The 25,246-nt window shown below is 72.3% G+C and carries 14 protein-coding genes; 6 read left to right on the forward strand and 8 right to left on the reverse strand.

The features are described from left to right. Positions 1–58: 58 nt before the first annotated feature. Positions 59–2,905: a condensation domain-containing protein gene (locus tag FJK98_RS14750; protein WP_168222474.1), complete on the forward strand. Its 2,847-nt coding sequence runs from the start codon at positions 59–61 to the stop codon at positions 2,903–2,905. Positions 2,906–2,956: 51 nt separating this feature from the next. Here the strand turns inward: FJK98_RS14750 and FJK98_RS14755 are convergent, their stop codons facing one another. After that, entirely contained in the window at positions 2,957–5,062 is a 2,106-nt protein-coding gene (locus tag FJK98_RS14755; RefSeq protein WP_240762854.1) for a cellulase family glycosylhydrolase, read from the reverse strand. 553 nt (positions 5,063–5,615) lie between these two features. Here FJK98_RS14755 and FJK98_RS14760 point away from each other — a divergent pair. Next, a complete protein-coding gene (locus FJK98_RS14760; RefSeq protein ID WP_205789455.1) occupies positions 5,616–6,668 on the forward strand; it encodes a LacI family DNA-binding transcriptional regulator in 1,053 nt (350 codons plus the stop codon). A gap of 54 nt (positions 6,669–6,722) precedes the next feature. Here the strand turns inward: FJK98_RS14760 and FJK98_RS14765 are convergent, their stop codons facing one another. After that, positions 6,723–7,802, reverse strand: coding sequence for an SRPBCC domain-containing protein (locus FJK98_RS14765; protein WP_145919526.1), 1,080 nt, complete (start codon positions 7,800–7,802; stop codon positions 6,723–6,725). Between the two features lie 584 nt (positions 7,803–8,386). Here FJK98_RS14765 and FJK98_RS14770 point away from each other — a divergent pair. From FJK98_RS14770 to FJK98_RS14780, 3 genes are all read left to right on the forward strand, one after another. Then, complete coding sequence (locus tag FJK98_RS14770) at positions 8,387–9,775, forward strand: endo-1,4-beta-xylanase (RefSeq protein ID WP_145919527.1); 1,389 nt, start codon at positions 8,387–8,389, stop codon at positions 9,773–9,775. A 198-nt stretch (positions 9,776–9,973) separates the two neighbouring features. Further along, positions 9,974–11,293: a PHB depolymerase family esterase gene (locus FJK98_RS14775; protein WP_145919528.1), complete on the forward strand. Its 1,320-nt coding sequence runs from the start codon at positions 9,974–9,976 to the stop codon at positions 11,291–11,293. Between the two features lie 299 nt (positions 11,294–11,592). Then, positions 11,593–14,004: a ricin-type beta-trefoil lectin domain protein gene (locus FJK98_RS14780; protein ID WP_145919529.1), complete on the forward strand. Its 2,412-nt coding sequence runs from the start codon at positions 11,593–11,595 to the stop codon at positions 14,002–14,004. Positions 14,005–14,202: 198 nt separating this feature from the next. Here the strand turns inward: FJK98_RS14780 and FJK98_RS14785 are convergent, their stop codons facing one another. The 5 genes from FJK98_RS14785 to FJK98_RS14805 form a co-directional block, all read right to left on the reverse strand. Further along, the gene (locus FJK98_RS14785; protein WP_145919530.1) at positions 14,203–16,032 is read right to left on the reverse strand and encodes an alpha-galactosidase; all 1,830 of its coding nucleotides are present in this window, start codon (positions 16,030–16,032) and stop codon (positions 14,203–14,205) included. 20 nt (positions 16,033–16,052) lie between these two features. Next, positions 16,053–17,519: an arabinofuranosidase catalytic domain-containing protein gene (locus FJK98_RS14790; RefSeq protein WP_145919531.1), complete on the reverse strand. Its 1,467-nt coding sequence runs from the start codon at positions 17,517–17,519 to the stop codon at positions 16,053–16,055. 104 nt (positions 17,520–17,623) lie between these two features. Next, complete coding sequence (locus tag FJK98_RS14795; protein ID WP_145919532.1) at positions 17,624–19,009, reverse strand: PHB depolymerase family esterase; 1,386 nt, start codon at positions 19,007–19,009, stop codon at positions 17,624–17,626. A 278-nt stretch (positions 19,010–19,287) separates the two neighbouring features. Continuing rightward, positions 19,288–20,271, reverse strand: coding sequence for a LacI family DNA-binding transcriptional regulator (locus tag FJK98_RS14800; RefSeq protein ID WP_205789456.1), 984 nt, complete (start codon positions 20,269–20,271; stop codon positions 19,288–19,290). Between the two features lie 498 nt (positions 20,272–20,769). Further along, positions 20,770–22,116 carry a LacI family DNA-binding transcriptional regulator gene (locus FJK98_RS14805; protein WP_145919533.1) on the reverse strand — a complete coding sequence of 449 codons (1,347 nt, stop codon included), beginning with the start codon at positions 22,114–22,116 and terminating at the stop codon, positions 20,770–20,772. Positions 22,117–22,506: 390 nt separating this feature from the next. Here FJK98_RS14805 and FJK98_RS14810 point away from each other — a divergent pair, with 390 nt between their 5' ends. Further along, positions 22,507–24,084 (forward strand): glycoside hydrolase family 27 protein, encoded by a 1,578-nt coding sequence (locus FJK98_RS14810; protein ID WP_145922768.1) that lies wholly within the window; start codon positions 22,507–22,509, stop codon positions 24,082–24,084. Between the two features lie 163 nt (positions 24,085–24,247). On the opposite strand, the gene FJK98_RS14815 is transcribed toward FJK98_RS14810, so the two are convergent. Beyond that, positions 24,248–25,201: a family 43 glycosylhydrolase gene (locus tag FJK98_RS14815; protein WP_145919534.1), complete on the reverse strand. Its 954-nt coding sequence runs from the start codon at positions 25,199–25,201 to the stop codon at positions 24,248–24,250. Positions 25,202–25,246: the final 45 nt, after the last annotated feature.

The following is a 25,246-nucleotide window of genomic DNA, read 5'->3' on the forward strand; positions in this document are numbered from 1 at the left end:
CACTATGGAAAGCACCTTCGAGCGATTCGGCGACGGTCGTCGCGTCGTACGGTCGGGAATGCGATTCGCTGACGTGGTGGTGCCCGCGCAATGGGCGTCGGAGACGATGCTGTCCGCCGAGTTCTCCGGCGACGGGGCCGGGTCGGCGCCGTTGACCTGGGCCCAGCAGGTGATGTGGCGGTCCCTCGCCCGGTACGGCTCCAACCACGTCTTCCTCAACCTGCGCCGCACGGTGCCGCTGTCCGCACGGGCCGGGGCGGACCCCGCCGCCGTGGTCCGGGCGGTCGGCGCGCTGGTCGGCCGGCACGGCGCGCTGCGGACCCGGGTGCGGGTCGTCGACGACGTGCCCCGGCAGGAGACGGCGGCAGCCGGGGTGCTGCCGCTGCTGGTCAGCCCGGGGGCCGACGACGGTTCGCGGGCCGCCCGACAGGTCGCCGGCCGGCTCGGCGACGTCGCGTTCGACCACGCCGCCGAGTGGCCGCTGCGGGTCGCGCTGGTGACCGTCGACGACCGGGTACGGCAGATCGTGGTGGTGTTCAGCCACTCCACGGTGGACGCGCACGCCGCCGAGGTGGTGCTGCGGGACCTGCGGCTGCTCGTGCTGCGCGGCGGCCTGTCCACCCCGGCCGGCCCGCAGTCGGTGGACGTGGCCCGCCGCCAGCACGGGGTCGACCAGGGTCGTTCGGCGCGGGCGGTCGGGCACTGGCTGCGCGAGTTCGACCGGCTGCCGCCGTCGCCGCTGCCCGCGCCGGGTCCGGGGCTGACGCCGGCGTGGCGGCGCGGCGTGCTGGTCTCCCCGGCCGTCGACACGGCCGCCCGGCTGATCGCCGCCCGGCACCGGGTCAGCGGTTCCGCGGTGCTGCTGGCCGGGGTGACGGCGATGGCCGTCGGCCACGGTCACCGGGAACGCTGCGGCATTTTCCCGATGGCCCACAATCGGTTTCGGGCCGCGTACGCGAATGCCGTCGCCAATCTCGGCCAGATCGGTTTCGGCATGCTGGACGTGTCGGGTCGTCCCCATTTCGGGGAGTTGTTGTCCCGGGTGTGGCGGGTGTCCCTGGATGCGTTGCGGCACGCGTATTACGACCCGGTCGCGCTGCGGCTCGCATTCGAGCAACGGGGGGTCGACCCGGCGTCGGCGTTCCAGCCGTACCACTACTTCAACGACGTGCGGTTGCCGGTCGGCGGGGCCGACCGGCTGCCGGCGGTGACCCGGGAGGCGTTGCGGGCGGCCACCGCGGACAGCACCTTCGCCTGGACGGCGGGGCTCGACCAGGCGGCCTGGCACCTGCTGACCCACGTGGTGGACGAGCCGGCCGGGGTGGGTGTCACGCTCACCGTCGACACCCGGCAGCTTCCGCTGGCCACCGTCGAGCCGTTCCTGCGCGGCCTGGAGGACCTGCTGGTGCGGGCCGCCTTCGACGACGTCCCCTGGCCCTGGTCACCCGCCATCGCGACCGCCCCCACCGCGACCGCCGTCGTCCCGCCGGCCGGGCGGACGTCCGCCGCCGACGGGTCGACGTACGCCGAGTTCGCCGGGGGGCGGGCCGCGACCGGGCCGCTGACCTGGGGGCAGCGGGCGATGTGGCGGACGGTGGCGGAGTTCGAGGCCCCCGCCGCGTACCGGGTGCTCACCCTGCCCCGCACCCTGGCGGTCTCGGCGCGGGCCGGGGTGGACGTGCCCCGGGCGGTGCGGGCGGTGGGTGCGCTGCTCGCCCGGCACGAGTCGTTGCGGACCCGGGTCCGCCCGTACGACGGGCAGCTGTGCCAGGAGGCGTCGGCGGCGGGACGGCTGCCCGTGGGGGTGCACGCCGTACCCCGGCCGGCCGACGACCCGGACGGCGCGCGGGTCGCGGCGGAGCTGGCCGCGCGACTGGCCGGGTCGCCGTTCGACCACGCCGTCGAGTATCCGCTGCGGGTCGCGCTGGTCACCGTGGCCGACACGGTACGGCAGGTCGTGCTGGTGTTCAGCCACTGCGCCGTCGACTTCCACGCGGCCACCACCGTACTGCGGGACCTGCGTCTGCTGCTGTTGCGCGGGGCGGTCGACGACGCGCCCGGCCTCCAGTCGTTGGACGTCGCCGGGCAGGAGCGCACGGTGCAGCAGCGGCGGTCGCAGCGGGCGGTGGCGTACTGGCTGCGGCAGTTCCCCGGCCTGCCGATGACCCTGGCCGACCCGGTCGGGGTCGGCGCGACGCCCCGCTACCGGCAGGGTTCGCTGGTCTCCGCGGCGGTGCACCACGCGACGCGGCTGGTCGCCACCCGGTACGGCGTCAGCACCTCCACCGCCCTGCTCGCCGCGACCGCCGCCGTCCTCTGCGGCGACACCGGGCAGGACGCCTGCGGCATCGTGGTGATGGCCAACAACCGGTTCCCACCCGGGTACGACCGGGCGGTCGCCACCCTGAACCAGATCGGGCTGTGCCGGCTGGACCTGACCGGGCGGCCCGACTTCGGCACCCTGCTGTCCCGGGCCGGGCGGGCCGGCCTGGACGCGTACCGGCACGCCTACTACGACCCGGTGGAGTTCGAACGGGCGTTCACCGAGCGGGGGCACGACCACCGCAGCGTGCTGGCCCCGCTGTGCTACCTCAACGACACCCGGCTCGTCCCCGAGGTGGACCCGGGGGTGGCCGGCCCCGACGAGGCGGCCCTGCGGGCGATGGTGGCGTCCGCCGGGGTGCGCTGGGTGGGGGAGCTGGACCGGTTCGCGTGGCGCTGCCGGGTGCAGGTGCGCGACGCCCCCGGCGCGGTGGAGCTGGCGGTCACCGCCGACACCCGCTACCTGCCGGTCGAGCGGGCCGCGCGACTGCTGACCGGGGTGGAGGCGCTGCTGGTCGAGGCCGCCTTCCACGAGGTGCCCTGGCCGTGGTCGCCGCCGGCCCGCGCCGAGCCGGCGGGTTGATCCGCGCCGGCGGGGCGTCGCGGTCGGTGGACCGCGACGCCCCGCCGACGGTCAGGCCGGGCTGCCGGTGACCGTGCTGCCGGACTTCGTGATCCGGTACGTCTTCTGCGTGCCGCTCCAGAAGTGGAAGGTCAGGGTGACCGGGCCGTCGTTGACCTCGGCGAAGAACTCCGGCTTCAGCAGGATGGTGTTGGCGGTGTAGTCCGGCTGGAAGTGCGTCCAGAACTCCTTGTAGGAGGTCCAGTTGGCCGGTCCGGCGCCGCTGCCGTCGGCGTACTTCGCTTCCATGGTGGCGAGCTGGTCGCCCCGGAACTGGGTGGGGATGGCGAACGACGTGGTCGTGCCGCTGGCCGCCGACTGGGTCGGCGGGTCGTACGAGACGATGCTGATCTGCCAGGGCACGCCCTGGGAGAAGCGCGCCTCGATGGTGGCGTTGACCCCGGCGGCGCGGTTGCCGGCGAGCCGGGTCAGCGCCGACGCGGTCAGCGTCAGCGTGCTGCCGGAGACGGTGTAGTCGGTGCCGGCGACCAGGTTGGTGCTGCCCTGCCGCAGGCCCTGGAACGACGCGCCGTTGAGGTTGAGGGTGAGCGACTTGCTGGTGATGGTGCCGCTGCGCGGCAGGTAGACCTGGTCGGAGGAGGCGGTGGCCGAGCGGGTGGTGAGGTTCGCCTTCATCAGGTCGTAGATGCCCTGGTCCCGCCACTGCAACGTGGTGCGGTTGAGGAACGAGCCGGCGTCCCAGAGCATCGTGGTGAGGTTGCGGGTGCGGGCGTGGTAGCCGACGGCCTCGAAGAACTTCAGCAGTTCGCCGCGTTCGATGATGCCGGGGCGGGTGTAGTCGTAGCTGAGCAGCGCCCACTCCCCGATGATCACCGGGATGCCCCGGGCGACGAACGAGGCGCGGGCCCGCTCGAAGGTGCCGACGAGGTCCTGTTCGACGTTGCTGTCGTAGCGGGTGCCTCCGGCGATGTTCACGCTGAACGGCCAGTACCCGTAGAAGTGGATGGTCGCGGCGATGTTGGGGTCGCGCAGCTGGCTGATCGTGGTGTTCAGCGCGTCCATCCGGGCCTGTTCGCCGCTGGTGTGCAGGGTGGGCAGCACCAGCAGCCGGGTGGCGTTGCCGCCGCCGGACTGGCGGATCAGGCGGACGAACGCCAGGTGCAGTTCCCGCAGCACCTCGTCGCCCTGGGCGTCGTCGGCGGTGCCGGTGAACTGCGGCTCGTTGATGTTCTCGAACACCAGCTTGGCCGAGTGGTCGCGGAACGTGGTGGCGATCTGGGTCCACAGCGCGGTGTACCGGTTCAGCACGGTGGTGCGGTCGCCCGGGTACCCGTTGAGCCACTGCCAGGAGTCGTGGTGCAGGTTGATCATCACGTAGAAGCCCTCGGCCAGCGACCAGTCGACCACCTGGCGGACCCGGGCCAACCAGACCGGGTCGATGGTGTACGTCGGGGCCGGCCCGGTGTGGTCGGTCCAGGTCACCGGGATGCGGATGCTGCGGTAGCCCTGCGAGCGCACCTGCCGCAGCAGGGCCTGGGTGGTCAGCGGATTGCCCCACGCGGTCTCGTCGGGGATCGCGTCGAGGGTGTTGCCCAGGTTCCAGCCGGGCTGCATCGCGGCCACCGTCGCCATCGGGTCCCCACCGGGCGACGGCGACGGCGAGACCGTCGGGGAGGGGGAGACCGTCGGGGACGGCGGTGCGGTGGTGCCGGTCGGCGTCGGCGTGCTCACGCTCCCGGTGCAGGCGACCCCGTTGAGGGTGAACGAGGTCGGCACCGGGTTGCTGCCCGTCCACGACCCGTTGAAACCGAAGGAGACGGTGCCGTTGGTGGCGATCGCCGCGTTGTAGCTCAGGTTCTTCGCGGTGACCTGGTCGCCTGCGGCGGTGGCCGTCACGTTCCACGCCTGGGTGACGCGCTGGCCGGCCGGGAAGGTCCAGGCCAGGCTCCAGCCGTTGACCGCGTCGCCGAGGTTGGTGACCTGGACGTCGGCGGTGAAACCGCCCTGCCACTGGGCCGGCACGGTGTACGCCACCCGGCAGCCGGCGGCGGCCTGGGCGTTGCCGGCGACCATCAGGCCCGCCAGGAGCAGTGCGGCGAGGGCGCCGGCGAGCAGGCCGGCCCGTTGTCGCATTCGTCGGAGGTGCTGGGTACTCATCAGGGGAACTCCTCGCCGGGATGGCGCCGGTTGGATGGGGGTCGTCGGACGTCTCGCCGACCGGGGCGGCCCCGGCCGGTCCGGTGTCGTCCGGGTCGGGGGCGGCCCACGGCGTCGTGCCGGCGCGACCGGGGGTCGGCTGGCCGCCCGGCGGCCCGGCCGGAACGGGGCGAGTGCGGGCGCTGCCCAGGGCGTCCGCGATGAGTGGCGAGGCTCCCGCCTGGAAACGATCGGATACTGTTCCTGGAAAGTTTCCGCCGCAGACCTTACAAGTATCGGTCGACGTGCGTCAATGACAGGGGTGTTCCGCGCCCCTGCGCCGAACCGAATGCCATGACCTGCCGCGCTCGACCCGGAGCCTCGTCGAACATCTCCTGAAGTCGATGGAAAGTTTCCGTCCCGGTCGGCTCCGCACCCGGAGGACGGACATCGACGGTCGGGTTATCCTGGGTGCCCCTGAATGATGCCGGCGGTCCCCGCGACGGTGCCGGCGGCCCGGTCGCGTGTGGACCTGGCGGCGTGACCGGCAGCCACCGCCGGGGAGGAGGCCGGGTTGAGTCAGGTCGAGTCGGGCGGACCGGGTAGCGACCTGGCGTCGCTCACCGATCCCAGCAGACCCGTGACGATCGCGGCGATCGCCGCGTCGGCCGGTGTGTCGGTGCCGACCGTGTCGAAAGTGATCAACGGCCGGTCCGGCGTCGCGGCGGACACCCGGGCCCGCGTCGAGGCGGCGATCAGCCGGCACGGCTACCGCAGGGCCGCCCCGGTCACCCGCAGCAACATGATGGAACTGGTCTTCGACGAGATCGAGGACATGTGGGGCCTGGAGATCATCCGGGGGGTCGAGCGGGTGGCCCGGCAACACCGCGTCGGCGTCGTCCTCACCGAGTTCGGGCCGCAGCGCAACGCGATCCGGTACTGGATCGACGACACCCTCGCCCGACGGCCGGACTGCCTGGTCATGGTGGCCCAACTGGACGCGGAACAGCACCGGCTGCTGCGTGCCCGGGGCATCCCGTTCGTGGTCTTCGACCCCACCACCGAACTGCCCGAGGACGTCCCGTTCGTCGGCGCGACGAACTGGGCCGGCGGCCGGTCGGCCACCCGCCACCTGATCGGGCTCGGCCACCGGCGGATCGCGATGATCGCCGGCCCGGAACACGTCCTGTGCTGCCGGGCCCGGCTGGACGGCTACCGCTCCGCCCTGGAGGCCGCCGGCCTGCCGGTGGCGTCCGGCCTGGTCCGGCACGCCGGCCTGACCGACACCGACGGCCGGGCCGCCGCCCTCGACCTGCTCCGTCGCCCGGACCGCCCGACGGCGGTGTGCACCGGCAACGACCTCCAGGCCCTCGGGGTCTACCAGGCCGCCCGCACGCTCGGGCTGCGGATCCCCGCCGACCTCAGCGTCGTCGGCTTCGACGACCTGCCGGTGGCCACGCTGGTCGACCCGGCACTGACCACCGTGCACCAACCGTTGCGCGAGATGGCGGTCACCGCCACCGAACTGGCCCTCGCCCTCGGGCGGGGGGAACCGACCGGTCAGGTCCGCCTGGAACTGGCGACCACCCTGACCGTACGCCACAGCACCGCGCCGCCGCCGGCCTGACCGGCGACGCCGCCGCGTCGCCGCCCGGGTCCACGGCGGGCCCCGACCGCCCGCTCACAGCCCGGCGCAGGGGCGCTCGTCGACCGTGCAGCCCTGGGGCGCCTTGGTGACCGGGTCGGCGGTGCGGACGTCGAAGCGGATGGCCTGCGTCCCGCCCGCCGCGACGGCCGGGCCGGTGAAGGTGACCGACTGCCCGTCCTGCCGCCAGTCGGCACCGGTCACCTCCGCCGCCGAACTGCCCCGGGGCAGCGTGACGACGACCGTCCAGCCGGTGGCCGGCGTCCCGCCCGGATTGTCGACCACCACCTCCCCGGTGTATCCGAAGACCCGGGTCGACACCGTCGCGTACCGGGCGTCCAGCGGCCCCGCGACCGCCGGGGTCGGGGTGGGGGTCCGCGACGGGGTCGCCGACGGTGACCGGCTCGGCGGGGCGCTGCGCGACGGCGGGGCCGACGTCGGGCGTGCCGACGGGGCGGACCGCGACGGGCTCGGCGCGGCGGTCGGGCGCACCGGCGGCGACGCCGGGGCCGCCCCGGTCGGTTCCTCCCGCTCCTGCGGCAGCAGAGCCCATCCGGCCAGCCCGAGCGCCAGCGCCGCCGTGCCCGCCCCGACCACCATCCAGCCGGTACGCCCCCGGGTCGACGGCCGGGCCACGTCGGCCATCAGCGCCGCCGGCAGCACGGCGGTCGGCGCGGCGTCGTCCCGCCGCAGGTCGACCTCACGGAAGGCCATCCAGTCGAGCAGCGCGGGCAGGCGTCCGGCCAGCGACTGCCGGTAACACTCCTCGCGGCGCGCGCCCTGACCGGCGGGCCAGTCGCCCTGCTCCACGGTCTCCCGGACGGTCACCCGGCAGCCCTCGGCGGTGGCGGTGAGGACGCAGGTCAACTCGGTGTGACGGGTCCCCTCGACACACCGGACGACGAGCAGCTCCGGCACCCGCTGGCGCACCGCCCCGATCTCGACGTCGCCGTCGAAGCCGGGCAGCCCGGCGGTGCCCACCCGCCACCGGCCGGGCCGGTCGGGCACCGGCTCGGCCCCGGCGAACCAGCGGGCCAGCAGCGCCGGATCGGTCACCGCGCGCCAGACCCGGTCAGCGGGGTGCAGCAGGTCGACCTGCGTGCCGATCTCGATCACGGCGAGAGACTCTACGGCCCGCACGCCCCGCCGGTGAACCTGGTCGCCACGATCGAACCTGCTCACTGCGTCACGACTTGACGAAACACATGTTATCGCTCACAGTCGATGGCGAGGACACCGCACCTGATGGCTCACCGGGCGAGCCGTGCTGGTCGAGCCTCGGATCGCGACGTCCCCCAGGGCATGCGGGACGTCGGGTCAGGATTTCCCATCAGCAGCTGCCGGCGACGGCGCGACCGGCCCCGACCAGGGGCGGGACGACTCCGTCGACGGCCGGCCCGGTCTCCTCGAAGGAGGATCATGGCGCCCTTTTCGGGAGGCGCTGCGCCGTTGCCCGCAGCGGGTGATCCTCTCGCCGATCCGGGCTGCGGCCCCGGCGTCGAGGTCACCGAGGTCGTCGGCCGACACGGACCGCGACGGGGACATCGCCGACAGCCCCCCGTCCGGGCCAGGTACGGCGGCCACGATGGTCCGTCCTGGCCGACCGGACGGCGGACCCCGCCGGCCGGCACGGCCCACCGCACCGGGAACCGGGCACCTCAGCACCACCACCGCTGCACCCACCTCGAGAAGGATGCGACATGAGACCCAAGAGAGCCCTACTGGCCACGGCGACCCTCGCCGTGGCCGGCGCACTCACCGTCGGGATGACGTTGGCACTGGCCCCCGCAGCCAGCGCCGGGACGACCCTGCGGGCGGCGGCGGCCGAGAAGGGCCGCTACTTCGGCGCGGCGGTCGCGACGGGCAAGCTGTCCACCAGCACCTACACCACCATTCTCAACCGCGAGTTCAACTCGATCGTGGCCGAGAACGAGATGAAGTGGGACGCCACCGAGCCGCAGCAGGGCCGGTTCAGCTACACCGGCGGCGACCGGATCGTCAGCCACGCCCAGGCCAACGGGATGAGCGTGCGCGGTCACGCGCTGCTCTGGCACCAGCAGGAGCCGAGCTGGGCGCAGGGCATGTCGGGCAGCGCGCTGCGCAGCGCGATGATCAACCACGTCACCCAGGTCGCCACCCACTTCCGGGGCAAGATCTATGCCTGGGACGTGGTGAACGAGGCGTTCGCCGACGGTGGCGGCGGTGGGCGTCGTGACTCGAACCTCCAGCGCACCGGTAACGACTGGATCGAGGCGGCGTTCCGGGCCGCCCGGGCCGCCGACCCGGGCGCGAAGCTCTGCTACAACGACTACAACACCGACGGGGTCAACGCGAAGTCGACGGGCGTCTACAACATGGTGCGGGACTTCAAGTCCCGGGGCGTGCCGATCGACTGCGTCGGCTTCCAGTCCCACCTGGGCACCACCATCCCGGGTGACTACCAGGCCAACCTCCAGCGCTTCGCCGACCTCGGCGTGGAGGTGCAGATCACCGAGCTGGACGTGATGACCGGCGGCAACCAGGCCAACATCTTCGGCACGGTCACCCGGTCCTGCATGGCCGTCTCCCGGTGCGCCGGCATCACCGTGTGGGGGGTGCGGGACTGCGACTCGTGGCGTGGCTCCGACAACGCCCTGCTGTTCGACTGCAACGGCAACAAGAAGCCGGCGTACGACTCGGTGCTGAACGCGCTCAACGCGGGTCCGGGCATCCCGAACCCGACGACGACCCCGCCGAACCCGACCACCACCCCGCCGAACCCGACCACGCCGCCGCCGACGACGCCGCCTGCGGGTGGGTCGGGGTGCTCGGCGTCGGTGTCGTTGAACTCGTGGACCGGTGGTTTCGTGGCCACGGTGAAGGTGACGGCGGGTTCGTCGGGTACGCGTGGGTGGACGGTGAGCATGACGTTGCCGGGTGGGGCGAGTGTGACCGGTACGTGGTCGGCGACGGCCAGTGGTAGTTCCGGGACGGTGCGGTTCACGAATGTGGACTACAACGGTGCGCTCGGTGCGGGTCAGTCGACCGAGTTCGGTTTCCAGGGCAACGGCAGTGGGGCGGGGATGACCCCCACCTGCACCGCCAGCTGAGTATCACCGCCGCCGGCCCGACCCGGGCGTACCGGGTCGGGCCGGCGGTGCATCACCCCCACCCGCCGGCCGGCGCGACGCGCCCCGGCCGGACCATCGTCGGCCAGCCCCGGACCGGGCCAGTCCGGCCCGTCGTCCCGCACGCCGGGACGGCCCGTCGCCCGTCGCTGACCACCGAATGCGACAGAGGAACCGTCGATGAAATCCAGACTCGCACTGCTGGCCGCCGTGCTGGCCACGGCCCTGGCGACCGTCACGGCCGTGGTCACGGCCCCCAACCCGGCGTCGGCCGCGACGCTGACCCAGGTGACCAACTTCGGCACCAACCCGACCAACCTGCAGATGCACCTCTACGTGCCCGACCGGGTGGCGGCCCGGCCGGCGCTGCTGCTGGCCCTGCACTACTGCACCGGCAGCGGCCCGGCGGTGCACTCCACCTTCGGGCTGAGCACCCTCGCCGACCGCTACGGCTACATCGTCATCTACCCGTCGGTGACCCGCAGCAGCAAGTGCTGGGACGTCTCCTCCCCGCAGGCCCTGCGGCGCGACGGCGGCAGCGACCCGGTCGGCCTCAAGTCGATGATCGACTACGTGCGGGGCCGCTACCCGGTCGACGCCAGCCGGATCGGCGTCATCGGGTTCTCGTCCGGGGCCATGATGACCAACGTGATGGCCGGCCTCTACCCGGACGTGTTCCACGCCGGGGTCAGCTCCTCCGGCGTGCCGTTCGGCTGCTTCGCCACCACCAACGGCTCGGAGTGGAACAGCGACTGCTCCGGCGGCCGGATCGTCAAGACCCCGCAGCAGTGGGGTGACCTGGTGCGCAACGCGTACCCCGGCTACACCGGCAAGCGCCCCCGGATGCAGATCTGGCACGGCACCACGGACACCACGCTGAGCTACGTCAACTTCGGCGAGCAGGTCAAGCAGTGGACCAACGTGCTCGGCGTCTCGCAGACCCCCAGCTCCACCGACTACCCGCAGACCAGCGCCACCCGCACCCGGTACGGCGGCACCGGGGGCACGCCGCCGGTGGAGGCGATCAGCTTCCAGGGCTACGGCCACTCCATCCCGTTCGACGCCGCCCAGGCCGTCCGCTTCCTGGGCTTCGACAGCGCGAGCCCCACCACCCCGCCGCCGAACCCGACGACCACCCCGCCGAACCCGACGACGCCTCCGCCGAACCCGACCACCCCGCCGCCGAACCCGACCACTCCGCCTGCGGGTTCGGGATGCTCGGCTTCGGTGTCGTTGAACTCGTGGACGGGTGGTTTCGTGGCCACGGTGAAGGTGACGGCGGGTTCGTCGGGTACGCGTGGTTGGACGGTGAGCATGACGTTGCCGGGTGGGGCGAGTGTGACCGGGACGTGGTCGGCGACGGCCAGTGGTAGCTCGGGGACGGTGCGGTTCACGAATGTGGACTACAACGGTTCGCTCGGTGCGGGTCAGTCGACCGAGTTCGGTTTCCAGGGCAACGGCAGTGGTGCGGGGATGACCCCGACCTGCACCGCCAGCTGAACGACGACGTCACCCCGGCTCCGGGCGGAACAGACCTCCCGCCCGGAGCCGGGTCCGCCGCCGACGGGCGAGCGCACCGGTCCGGCGGTACGGACCGCCGGGGACCGGCCCGGCCAGGCCGGAAGCACCCATGTAGCGACGGCACCGGTGGACCGCCGACGGCTCCGTCACCGGCGGTCCACCGCCCCCGGCTCGCGGCGTCGCCGTGGTCGACGCCGCACCCCATCACCAACCAGTGGACCGTCGCAGCGGGATGACGAGGGTTCATGGTGTCGAGTCGTTCCGAAGGAGAACCACTCATGTCAGGAATCACCCGGTTCCTTCGCCGTCCCAGCACACTGGCGTTACTGGTCGTCGGCAGCGTGCTGGCGGCCAGCGGTCTGGTCGGCGGGTCCGCCGAGCCCGCCCGCGCCGCCACCGCCATCACGGTCAACGGATCGTCCGGCGGCCGTACGTTCGACGGTGTGGGCGCGGTCAGCGGCGGCGGCGGCAACAGCCGGCTGCTGATCGACTACCCCGAGCCGCAGCGTGGTCAGATCCTGGACTACCTGTTCAAGCCCAACTACGGCGCCTCGCTCCAGATCCTCAAGGTGGAGATCGGCGGCGACACCAACTCCACCAGCGGGTCCGAGCCGAGCCACTCCCACTTCCGCGGTGACCTCGACTGCAACCGCGGCTACGAGTGGTGGATCATGGAGCAGGCCAAGCTCCGCAACCCGAACATCAAGCTCGTCGGGCTGGCCTGGGGCGCACCGGGCTGGATCGGCAACGGCACCTTCATGTCCCAGGACTCGATCGACTACCACCTGTCCTGGCTGGGCTGCGCCAAGCAGCACAACCTGACCCTCGACTACCTCACCGCCGCCCAGAACGAGCGGCTGTACGACGCCAACTGGACCATCAACCTGCGTACCGCGCTCAACAACAACGGGTACGGCGGCGTGAAGCTCATCTTCGGCGACGACTACCCGGGCAGCTGGAACCCGGCCAACGTGGCCGTCGACAACGCCAACCTGCGCAACGCCATCGACGTGATCGGCGGCCACTACCCGTGCGGCTACCTGGCCGCGCAGACCACCTGCACCGTGTCGGCCAACGCCACCAACACCGGTGAGACGCTGTGGAACAGCGAGGGCGGCTCCCAGGACTACAACGACGGCGCCAAGCCGCTGGCGCGCGGCATCAACCGGGGCTACCTCGACGGGAAGATGACCGCGTACATCAACTGGAACCTGATCGGCGCGACCACCACGAACATCCCCTGGGCCACCGTCGGGCTGATGCTGGCCAACCAGCCCTGGTCCGGCTGGTACGCGGTCGGCAAGAACGCCTGGACCCTCGCGCACACCAGCCAGTTCACCGCGCCGGGCTGGAAGTACCTCGACTCGTCCAGCGGCTACCTCGGCGGCAACCGCAACAACGGCAGCTACGTGTCGTTGAAGTCGACCAACAACTCCGACTACACCACGGTCATCGAGACCATGGACGCGACCGCCGCGCAGACGCTGAACCTCAACGTCACCGGCGGCCTGTCCACCGGCACGGTGCACGTCTGGTCGACCAACCTGAACTCCACCAACACCGCCGACCACTTCGTGCGCGGCGCCGACATCACCCCGTCCAACGGGGCCTACTCGCTGACCGTGCAGCCGGGGTACCTCTACACGGTCACCACGACCAGCGGTGGCGGCAAGGGCACCGCGACCAGCCCCGCGCAGGGGCAGCTGGGCCTGCCGTACAGCGACAACTTCGACAGCTACCCCGCCGGCAAGCTGGCGAAGTACCTCCAGGACAACCAGGGGGCGTTCGAGACCGCCGCGTGCGGCGGCGGCCGGTCCGGCATGTGCCTGCGGCAGTCCTCGCCGATGGCGCCGATCACCTGGAAGACCCTGGCCGACCCCAGCACCTACGGCGGCAACCTGAACTGGAACAACTACACCGTCTCGGCCGACGTGCTGCACGAGAAGTCGGGCTACGTCCAGTTGGAGGGCCGGGTCGGCAACCAGACCCTGGACCCGGTCAGCGCGCAGAACGCCTACTTCCTGCGGGTCACCGACGGCGGCGCCTGGTCGATCCTGCGCAACAACACCAGCAACCAGCTCACCACCCTGCGCAGCGGCACGGTCGCCGCGCTGGGCACCAACCGCTGGCACAGCCTGGCCCTGGGCTTCTCCGGCAGCACCATCACCGCGATCATCGACGGCGTCACCGTGGGCACCGCCACCGACTCGTCGTTCGGCGCGGGCCTGGTCGGTTTCGGCACCAGCCAGGGGCACACCGCCCAGTTCGACAACCTCAGCGTCGTCCCCGGCGTGGGCGGCGGCACGCAGACGGCGCTGCGCAACGTCAACGCCGGCCGGTGCCTCGACGTCCCGTCGCAGTCGCAGACCAACGGCACCCAGCTCGCGCTCTGGGACTGCAACGGCGGAGCCAACCAGTCGTGGGCGCAGACCGCCGGCAAGCAGCTCCAGGTGTACGGCACGAAGTGCCTGGACGCCGAGCGGTCCGGGACCACCTCGGGTACCCGGGTGCTCATCTGGGACTGCAACGGCGGCACCAACCAGCAGTGGAACGTCAACACCGACGGCACGGTCACCGGTGTGCAGTCCGGCCTGTGCCTGACGCCCACCGGGTCCGGCACCGCCAACGGCACGCTGATGGTCCTGTCGACCTGCACCGGCGGCAACAGCCAGAAGTGGACCCGGAGCTGACCGGGCACCACTGACACCGGCACACCCCCGGCGCGGCACCGTGCCGGGGGTGTCGCCGTGCCGGCGGCGTGGTCCCGACCGGCCCGGGGTGGTCGACGGGTGCCACCGGCCGACGGCATCCGGGCAGGCAGAGGCGCAGGGCCGGGGAGCGAACCCGGCCCTGCGCCTTCCCTCACCGGCGGAAAGGTCCCCGCCGCGTCACACCGGCGTCCGCCGCCACTGCTGGTTGGCGCCGGTGCCGCAGGTCCACTGCACGACCTGCACCCCGTCGGTCAGCCCGGCGTTGAGCACGTCGAGACACTTGTTGCTGTGCCGGGCGACGAGCTGCACCCAGCCGTCGCCGACGTCCTGGACCCGCCACTGCTGGTTGGTGCCCCCGTTGCAGGCCCACTGCACCACCCGGGCGCCGTCCGCGGTGGTGCCGGCGCCGCCGTAGACGTCGAGGCACCTGCCGCTGTTGACGTTCACCACCGTGGACCAGCCACCGCCGACGTCCTGGAACCGCCACCGCTGGTTGGCCTGCCCGTTCGCGGCCCACTGCACGACGTTCGCGCCGTCGGTGGTGGCGGCGTTGCTGACGTCGAGCAGCTTCGCGCTGTGCCGGGCGGTCAGCGTGGCGGTGGTCGGGGTCGGGGTGGTGGTCTGCGGCGTCAGCCGGTAGAGCCCGGCACCGTGGGCGGGCAGCGAGCGGCTGAACGTCCCGGTCGAGGTGCCCAGGGCCGCGCCGGACCACAGATCGGTCGCGGTGGCCGAGCCGATGCCCAGGTCGGCGAGGTTCACCGACACGGTGGCCGCCGCGCCCTCCCGGTTGAACAGCGCGACGTACCGGTCCGCGCTGTCCGGCACGTCGGCGACCCACACCTGCCGGGTGCCGCCGGTGAGCTGCCGGTTGTTGGCGCTGCGCTGGTCGACCGCCAGCACCGCGCTGTTGGTCATCAACGCCAGCTCCGCCGGCCGGTTCTCCACCAGGTTGCCGCCCCACATCAGCGGCGCCCGGTTGATCACCCACAGTGACATGAGGGTGCGCTGCTCGTCCGCGCTGAGGTTCGAGTAGCGCGGTGAGCCGACCGGGCCGTACTTCGACAGCCGGCCGATCGGGATCATGTCCGGATCGGGCCACGCGCCTGCCCTGCGGTACGGCGTCCAGTTGCGCAGCTGGTCGAACAGGGCGTCCACGGACGACCAGTTGTCCCACAGGTCGTTGACGATCCGCCACATGTGCGCGTTGCTCTGCACGTGCGGCCCGGCGGACAGCGGCGTCGCCCCCGGCGACAGGCTCAGCACCATCGGCCGGCCGCTGCGCTGGATCGCCGTCCGGTAGCCCTCGACCTCCGCCTGCCGGTACGTCGGCGCGGCGATGTCGTCGATCTTCACGAAGTCGACGCCCCACCCGGCCAGCAACTGGAACACCGAGTCGAGGTACGCCTGCGCGCAGGGGTTGGACATGTCCAGCCCCCACATCAGGTTGAGCCAGGCCGCGCTGTTTCCGGCGTCGATCTGGTCGGCCCGGCAGGAGGTGCCGAGGATCGGCACGTTGTCCGCGACCGCCTGCCGGGGGATGCCCCGCATCAGGTGTACGCCGAACTTCAGCCCCTGCGCGTGTACGTGGTCGGCCAGCGGCTTGAACCCGTTGCCGCCGGCCGCCGACGGGAACCGGGTGGTGTCGGGCAGCAGCCGCCCGTTGGCGTCCATCCGGAGCCGGGGTTGCAGGTTGGCGTCCTGGTTGGGGCTGCCGTTGTGCTGCCCGGGGAAGTACCAGGCCCAGTCGACGACGATGTACTGCCAGCCGTACTGGCGCAGGTTCGCGCCCATGTAGTCGGCGTTGGCCCGCACGTCGGCCTCGGTGACGCTCCAGTTGAACGAGTCGTAGCTGTTCCACCCCATCGGCGGGGTGTCGGCGACGCCGTTGTCCCACGCCTGCGCCGGCTGGGGCCCGGTGGCGCCGACCAGGCCCGTCACGAGCAGGAGGGCGGTGGCGAGCAGGACGGCCACCCGTCGGGTCGCCGGAGGGATGACACGGTGCTGCATCGGACCTCCTCGGCCATGGGTCAGCGGTAGCCGGCGGCGGTGATGTTCGCCTGCACCGCGTTCTCGGTGGCGTCCGACGGGTAGCCGGCGACCATCGCCCCCTCGTAGAACGTGCCGACGCTCTGGTTGGTGTTGTCGATGCAGCAGTCCCCGCCGCTGCCCAGGATGATCGCCCCCTGCTTCTTCATCGGGCTGTACCCGCGCGGCAGCGCCCCGTCGTAGAGGGTGTAGAGGCTGCCGGACTGGGCGTTGCTGCCCTTGATGGCGAAGCGGGAGGTGCCGTTGTTCTTCAGGGTGGCGGTGACGAACTTGCTGGTGAACGCCCGCTGGTTGGCGTTCCACGAGCTGCTGCCGCCGGGGTAGAGGCCGTACTCCAGGTCGGCCTGCACCCACGGGCCGGAGCCGGAGCAGCCGCCGAACCAGCAGCTGGTGCCGAAGTAGATGGCGTCCATCGCGCCGGCACCGTCGGCGCGGCGGGTGGTCTCGCTGTTGCCGTAGTCGAAGCAGCAGCCGTTGTTGACGTGGGTGCCGCTGGTGACCATGTACATGCCCTCGGGGGCCGCACCGGTCGGCACCCCGGTCAGGTGACCGTCGCGCCAGTAGCTGCTCTTGCCGGGGATGTAGAGCGAGTAGACCTTGTCGCCGCCGACCGTCACCGACTCCTTGTTCGCGACCGCCGGCTGGACGGCGCCACCGACACCGCCGGAACCCTGGTAACCGAGGTTGTTGCCGCGTCCGGACTGGTCGAAGATGATCGTGATGACGCAGGTGGTGTTCGCGCAGAAGCTGTCCTGGCTGGCGGCGTTGGCCCGCCCGCCCGGCGACAGCACCCCGATGTTGCGGGTGGTGTTGTCCGAGGACCGGCGCACCTGGTAGAGCGAGCCGTTGTAGGCGGCGTAGAGCGCCCGGGTGGTGCTGTGCGCCGCGATGCAGGCGGTACCGCCGGCGGCGTAGATGTCACACGGCTGGCTGGTGCCGGGCGGCGGCGTGGTCGGCGGCGGGGTGGTGGGCGGCGGCGTGGTCGGCGGGGGCGTGGTCGCCGGTGGCCCGGTGGTCGGGTTCACCCCGCCGGTGCAGGTGGTGCCGTTGAGGCTGAACGAGGTGGGCGCGGGGTTGCTGCCGGTCCACGCGCCGTTGAAGCCGAAGCTGGCGGTGCCGTTGGTGGGGATCGCGCCGTTGTAGCTGGCGTTGGTGACGGTGACCTGGGCGCCGGCCTGGGTGTAGCTGCCGTTCCAGAGCTGGGTGACGGTCTGCCCGGCGGTGTAGTTCCAGGTCAGCCGCCACCCGTCCACCGCGTCGCCGAGGTTGGTGATGGTGACGTTGGCGCCGAAGCCGCCCTGCCAGGACGAGCTGACGGTGTAGTTCACCTGGCAGCCGGCGGCGGCGGCCGAGGCCGAGGTCTGGGTGGCGGCGGCGGGGACGAGCAGGAGGGCGGTGACGGCGGCGACCAGCGCCGGCCGTCGGCGGAGGAATCGGTTTTCTCGCACGGGATCTCCTGGTGGTGGACGGATGGTGCGGTGCGCCCGGGGGCCGGGTCACCCCCCGACGCCGCGCGGGGACGACGACGGGAGGTGGACCCGGCCGTGGTGGGTCAGGCGGTCACGCAGGTCGCGCCGTTGAGGGTGAACGTCGCGGGCGCGGCGGCGTTGCCGGTGTGGGTGGCCTGGAAGCCGATCGTCGTCGACGCCCCCGGGGCCAGCGTGCCGTTGTAGCTGACGTTCGTGGCGGTGACCTGGCCGCTGCTCGGCGCGTAGCTGGCGTTCCAGCCGCCGGTGATGACCTGCCCGGCGGGCAGGGTGAACCCCAGGGACCAGCCGTTGAGCGTCGTGCTCGCGGTGTTGACGATGGTGATGCTCGCGGTCAGCCCGTTGTTCCACGCGCTGATCGTGTCGGTGACCCGGCAGGCCCCCGACTGCGGCGACGACGTCGGCGTGGGCGTCGGGGGCGAGGTCGGGGTGACCGTCGGCGTCGGGGTCGGCGTGGGCGTCGGGGTGGCCGTCGGCGTGGGGGTCGGCGTCCCGGTCGGGGTGGGGGAGGGCGTCGGGGCGCTGCCGTCCAGACCGAGGAAGGTGATGGCGTACCCGAGCTGGCCGGGCATCGGCAACTGGTGCCCCACCCCGGCGATGCTGATCCCCTCGACCGGGGACTGCGGGCCCGTCCCGCCGTACCGGGTGCGGGTCCAGGACGACTGGGGGCGGTCGGTGACGGCGGGCGTGGTGCTCAACCCGTGCAGGTTGGTCCACTGCTTGATCTCTTCACCGAAGTTGGGGTACGCGAGGGTGGTGTCCGTCGCGCCGTGCCACAGCTGCATCCGGGGATAGCGACCGGAGTATCCGGGATACATGGCGCGGGCCTGGTCGCCCCACTGCTGCGCCGTCTTGATCACGTTGCCGCCGGAGCACCTGCTGTTCCACAGTGAGCCGTCGGTGGTGGCGAAGCAGCCGGCCGGCACCCCGGAGAAGGCCGACGCGGCGGAGAAGACGTCGGGGTACTGCGCCGCGAGCACGTTGGTCATCATCGCGCCGGAGGAGAAGCCGGAGACCACGATCCGCGCCGGGTCGACCGGGTAGCGCTGCCGGGCGTACGCGACCATGGACATGATCCCGGTCGAGTCGCCGCCGCCGTTGCGCGTGAGCGCGGCGGGGGTGGAGACGTCGAAGCAGTTCCCGCTGCGGGTGGCCTCGGGCACCACGATGAGGTAGCCGTAGCGGTCGGCGGCGGTCACGTAGTCGTGCCCGTTGCCGTTGAAGATGCCGCTGGCCGAGCCGCCGCAGTAGTGCACCAGGAGCAGCAGCGCCGGGCGGGGCGCCAGGGTGCTCGGGGCGTACAGGTACATGTTGAGGTTGGTGGGGTTGTTGCCGAATCCCGTCACTCTGGTCAGGGTCGCCGCGGTCGCGGGCTGCGCCGTCACCAGGACGGTGGCTGCCGCGATACCGAGGACGACGGCTGCCAGCGCGGCGCGCAGACTGCCCTTCATCGGTGGCCTTTCTTCCAGGGTGGGAGCGCCGCGCCGGGGATGTGGTGCGGGCGTCACGCCGGCGTCGGCCGGGCCCGGGATCGAAAGGAAGGTCACCGGGCGGTCCGAGGTCGTTCCCGAGAATTGACGATTGTCGTTACGTTAACGTTAACACTGACCGCTGTCCATAGCTGGCGATCGCGGCACGGAGTTGACCCCACCGGGCCGGGCCGGCGCGGTCGGGGGCCGGAGGCGGCGGCGAGCCCCGGGGCGGTGACGACGACGGCGTCGCCGCCCGGTCACCGGGGCGGGGCGACGCTGTCCCGGGTGATCAGGGTGGGGGAGACGGTCCGCCGCAGGGTGTGGTCGACCCCCGCGTCGATCTGCGCGAGCAGCAGGTCGAGGCTGGCCTCCGCCACGGTGTCGAAGTCCGGCCGGACGGTGGTCAACGGCGGGATGAAGAACGCGGCGTCCGGCACGTCGTCGAAGCCGACCACGCTGACCTCCTCCGGCACCCGCCGACCGTGCTCGTGCAGCGCGTGCAGCACGCCCAACGCGAGGTCGTCGTTGGCCGTGAAGATCGCGGTCACCTCCGGGGTCCGGGCGAGCATCTGCCCGCAGCGGTACCCCGAGGCGGCGGACCAGTCGGCCTGGAGCACCGGCGGGATCTCCGCACCCGCCGCCTGCAACGTCTCCCGCCACCCCGCGATCCGCCCGGCGCTGTCGAACCAGTCCGCCGGGCCCGACACGTGCCAGACCGTGCGGTGGCCCGCGTCCAGCAGGTGCCGGGTGGCCAGCCGGCCCCCCTCCACCTGGTCGATGGTGACCAGCGGCACCGGTCGCCGGGGGTCACCGTCCACGGTGACCAGCGGAATGTCGGTGGGCAGGCACTCCAGCGCCTCACCGGCCGACTCCACCGGCGCGATCACCACGATCCCGGCGACCCGGTGGGCGAGGTGCCGCTCGACGACGGCGGTGATGGAGGTGCGGTCCAGGTTGCGCACGCTGCCCACGCTGACCGCGAAGCCCGCTTCGGCCGCGGCGAGTTCGAAGGCGGACAGCAGGGAGGCCGGGCCGTAGAGGGTGGTGTTGAGTGCCACCACACCGAGCACCTGGGACCGCCCGGTGACCAGGGTGCGGGCCGCCCGGTTCGGCCGGTAGCCGAGTTCGGTGATCGCGGCCTGGACCCGCAGGCGGGTCTGTTCCCGCACGTGCGGATGGCCGTTGAGGACCCGCGACACGGTCTGGTGGGACACTCCGGCGAGGCGGGCCACGTCTCTCATCGCTGGAGCGCGCACAGTCATCCCACACCTCTCGGTCCGCCCCGCAGCCCGTTGCCGGCGAAGCGGCCCGGCCCGGCGTCCGGGCAGGGACGACAGACACGAGGCATGGGCGCACACGCCGTGGACAACGCTGGATCAGCGAGAGTCTACGCGGCGTGTCGCCCCGGGTGGGTCGGTGACGCGGCCGAGTATCGTCCGCGTGCCGTGATATTCGTCATCACGGATCGCGGGCGGTGGGCGAACTGGCGGTGACGGGTGGCCTCATCCCTCCCTGGGTCCTCGCTGGTGCCCGGCCCGCGTCGTGCCGGGCCGGCCGACCTGTGGTGCAGCGTGTCCTCGACCGGCGTGCCGGGGGCGCGTCGACGGTGCGCCATCGGTAGGGGCCCGCGCCACGACGACCTGCCGTATCGATCGAGTCGGATGCTACTCGAAACCGTTCGGTAACGACAAGGACAGGTTTCTGCGATCCACCGCCGACCACCGCGCCTCCCGGCCGGGTCAGTGGTCGGGGGCGACGGCGGTGCTGTCCCGGACCACCAGCGTGGTCGCCAGCTCCACCCGGGTCTGGGCGAGGCGCTCGTTGGCGGCCAGGGTCAGCACCATCCGGGCCGCGGCGGCACCCATCTCGGTCAGCGGCTGCCGCACCGAGGTCATCGGCGGCCCGCAGAACATGGTGTACGGGATGTCGTCGAAGCCCACCACGCTGAGGTCCCGGGGAATACGGCGGCCGGCCAGCCGGGCCGCCTCGTAGACCCCCAGCGCCTGGAGGTCGTTGCCGCACACGATCGCCGTCGGCGCCGGGTCCTGCCGGAGCAGTTCCTGGCCGTGGTTGAGGCCGTCCTCGAAGGAGAACCAGTGGCCGTGGCGCAGCCAGCGCGCGGGCAGCCCGACCCCGGCCGCCTCCAGGGCCGCCCGCGCGCCGTCCAGCCGGGCCTTGGCGCAGAGTCGTTCGGTCGGTCCGGAGATCACCCCGATCCGGCGGTGGCCGAGGTCGAGCAGGTGCCGGGCGGCCTCGAAGCCACCGCTCCAGTTGGTCGAGGTCACCGACGGGACGGCGTGCAGCGGCGGCTCGCCGGTGGGATCGAGGACCACCAGTGGGATCCCGCTCGCCGCCAGCAGGGCGTGTTGTTCGGAGGTGAAGCCGAGGTGGACCGCGATCACCCCGGTCGGGCGGCGGGCCAGCAGGTCGCGGGCCCAGAACCGGCCCTCCGAGACCTGCCGGCGGACGTCGGTGAAGCCGACGGCGAACCGGTGCGCCCCGGCGACCTGCTGCACCCCCTGCATGATCATCACCGCCAGGTTGCTCTGCATGCCGTAGAAGACCACCTCCACGCTGGCGTGCGGGGTGCCCAGTTCCGGCCGGCGGTAGCCGTGCTTGCGCAGCAGCGCCTCCACCCGGGAGCGGGTCTCCGCCGCGACCCCCGAGCGGCCGTTGAGGACCTTCGACACGGTGGGCGCGGACACGTCCGCCAGCTGGGCGATGGTGGTCAGCGTGGGCTCGCCCCGCCGACGGCTGCGCCGCTGCGGGCCCGTCGCCCGTTCCGTCGGCGTGCCGGCCGCCGGGGCGGGCGCGGGCGCGTCGGTGGTGGGGGCGACCGGGTCACCGGCCGGGGTGCGCGGGGCCGGTGGACGCCCGTGCTGCCGGCGTACCGTGTCGAGCAGGCGACTGCGGACGGATTCGGCGTCGCGCGCGGCGACCGGGCCGGCGGGCACCGTCTCGGTCAGGTAGCGCCGTCGTTTCGAGACCGGGTCGATGCCGGCGTACACCCGCACCCGCAGTGAGCCGCTGGGTAGCTCCTCGATCTCACCACGGGCCCGTCGACCGGGCCTGGAGCCAACTGACATGGAGCTATCGTATTCGATGTCGGCGGGGCAGATGGCTCCATGATGGCTCCATGAGCGCGGGCGCTCCCGCCTCCACCGGCCCCGGGTGGCCCGGGTGCCCCGTCCGGCGCGGTCGATCCGTCCGGCCGTCGGCTCCGGGCCCCGGCCGGCGACCGGCCGGACATTGATCGATGTATGGAAGCAGTTGAATACCCCGAAACGCTTCCGTAACATGAGGGGCCATTGTTAGCGCTCACACCGAGTGGCCGGAACGGACGGATCCCACCGTCCGGCGGAGGCCCCGGCCGGGCGGCGCCACTGATTGGAGACCTCGTGAAGCGATTCGTGCGAGCCCGGCACTGGGGGCGGGCGGCGGTGGCCGGCCTGCTCCTGGCCGGCGTTCTGGTGGGGATGCGGGCACCGGTGGCGCAGGCGTTGGAGAACGGGGTGGCCCGCACCCCGCCGATGGGGTGGAACAGCTGGAACTCCTTCGGCTGCAACATCAACGAGGCCCTGATCCGCCAGACGGCCGACGCGCTGGTCAGCAGCGGGATGCGGGATGCCGGCTACCAGTACGTCGTGGTCGACGACTGCTGGTTCAACCCGAACCGGGACTCCGCCGGCAACCTCCAGGGTGACCCGACCCGGTTCCCCAGCGGCATGAAGGCGCTCGGCGACTACATCCACGCCCGGGGGCTGAAGTTCGGCATCTACCAGGTCCCGGTCGACAAGACCTGTGCCCAGTACTTCAACTCCTACCCGGGCGCGACGGGCAGCCAGGGCCACGAGGCGCAGGACGCCCGGCAGTTCGCCGCCTGGGGCGTCGACTACCTCAAGTACGACTGGTGCTCGCCGAACGGGTCCATCGACCAGCAGGTCGCCACGTTCGCCAAGATGCGCGACGCCCTGGCGGCCACCGGCCGGCCGATCGTCTACAGCATCAACCCCAACAGCATCCACGCCAAGACCGGCCCGCAGCGCAACTGGGGCGACGTGGCGAACATGTGGCGGACCACCGAGGACATCACCAACACCTGGAACAGCGGGCAGACCAACGGCTACCCGATGGGCATCCAGAACATCATCGACGTCAACGTCCCGTTGGCCCCGTACGCGAAGCCCGGCGCCTTCACCGACCCCGACATGATGGAGGTCGGCCGGGGCGGCATGACCGACACCGAGATGCGCAGCCACTTCGCGATGTGGGCGATCATGGCTTCCCCGTTGATCGCCGGCAACGACGTCCGGTCGATGAACTCCGCCACCCAGACCATTCTCAAGAACGCGAACCTGATCGCCATCAACCAGGATGCCCTGGCGTTGCAGGGCGCCCAGGTCTCGTTCGACGGCACCCGCCGGGTGTTGGCCAAGCGGCTGGCCAACGGGGACGTCGCCGTCGCCCTGTTCAACCAGGGCGGCTCGACGACGACGATCTCCACCACCGCCGCCGCCATCGGCAAGTCCGGTTCCTCCTTCACCCTGGTCGACGCCTGGACCAACGCCAGCACCACCAGCACCGGCACCATCTCGGCCAGCGTGCCGTCGCACGGCACGGTGGTCTACCGGGTCAGCGGCGGTGGCACGGCCCCGCCGACGACGCCGCCGCCGTCCACGGCGAACGCGCTGTCCAGCGTCTCCTCGGGCCGCTGCCTGGACGTGCCGCAGAGCAACACCGCCAACGGCACCCAGCCGGTGATCTGGGACTGCAACGGGGCGGCCAACCAGCGCTGGACGGCCAACGGCCAGACCCTCCAGGCCCTCGGCAAGTGCCTGGACGCGCCGCTCAACGCCACCGCCGGCACCAAGGCCCAGATCTGGGACTGCAACGGCGGCACCAACCAGCAGTGGACGTTCAACGCCAACGGCACGATCAGCAACGTGCAGTCCGGCCTCTGCCTCGACGTGAACAACAACGGCACCGCCAACGGCACCACCGTGCTCCTGTGGACCTGCACCGGGGCGACCAACCAGCGGTGGAACCGGATCTGACCGTGACGTCGTCGCCCACCCGGTGGCCGGGTGGGCGACGACGGGTGGTTGCCGGACCCGGACGGTGTGGTGCGGACACCGTCCGGGTCCGGTCGTCCGACGTCCGCCGTCGACGTGGCGGTGGACGTCGCCCCGCCCGGACGACCGGGCGGTGGTCGGGACCTCAGCCGGTCGTGGTGGCGGCGGGTGTGCCGACCGGGGTCAGCCCGGTGGCGGCCCGGTAGCGGACCGGGATCGGGTCGGTCAGCGCGCCGACGAACTCCCCGTCGACGTGGTCGAGGAACCCGATCAGGGACCAGTCGCCGGTGGGGCCGGCGACCAGCCGGGGCGCGTAGAGGTGCGGGTGCGGGAACGGGCGGGCCGCGGCGATGTCCCACGGGCCGCGTACGTCGTGCCCCTCGACCGCCCAGATCCGGTGGCCGTCGCGGCGGGTGCCGGCGGCGTCGGTCGAGAACAGTAGCAGCGGTTGCCCGTCCACGACGGCGACCTGCGGCACCTCCAGGTGCCCGAACCCGGCGGGCACCGACAGCGGCGGCTGCACGGTCCAGTGCACCAGGTCCGGTGAGGTGGCGTGCCCGACGACGCCCCGGGCCTCGGTCGGGCCGGTGTTCACCCGGGCGGTGACGAGCATGTGCCATCCGTCGCCGTCCGGGTCGGGGAACACCCACGGGTCACGCCAGGCCTGCTCGTACCAGAGGGTCCGGTCGAGCAGTTCGTACCAGGTGGGGTCGGCCTCGACCAGCGGCCCGGTGCCGTGCCGGTGCCAGGTGGTCAGGTCGTCGGAGACGGCCAGGCCGATCCGCTGCACCAGCCCGTCCTCGGCCCGGCCGACCCCGGTGTAGAACAGGTACCACCGCCCGTCCGGGCCGCGCACCGTGCATCCCGTCCAGGTCGCGAGGTCGTCCCAACTCGGCGCGTCGGCCGGCACGATCGCGTCGGCGACGAGCTGCCAGGTGCGCAGGTCGGTGGAGACGGCGTGGCCGATCGTGGCGCGGCGGTGCCGGCGGTGCGGGTCGTGCAGGGCGCGGGAGGCGCGCAGGAAGAACGCGTGCCACCGGTCGGTGTCGTCCCGGGCGTACCAGCTGTCCCACACCCAGTGGTCGGGTAGACGTAGCATGCCGGGGAAGCTAGCACTAAATCGTTTTAGCGACCAGGTCGGCCT

The sequence above is a fragment of the Micromonospora sp. HM134 genome, assembly GCF_007833915.1.
Classification (GTDB): Bacteria; Actinomycetota; Actinomycetes; order Mycobacteriales; family Micromonosporaceae; genus Micromonospora; species Micromonospora wenchangensis.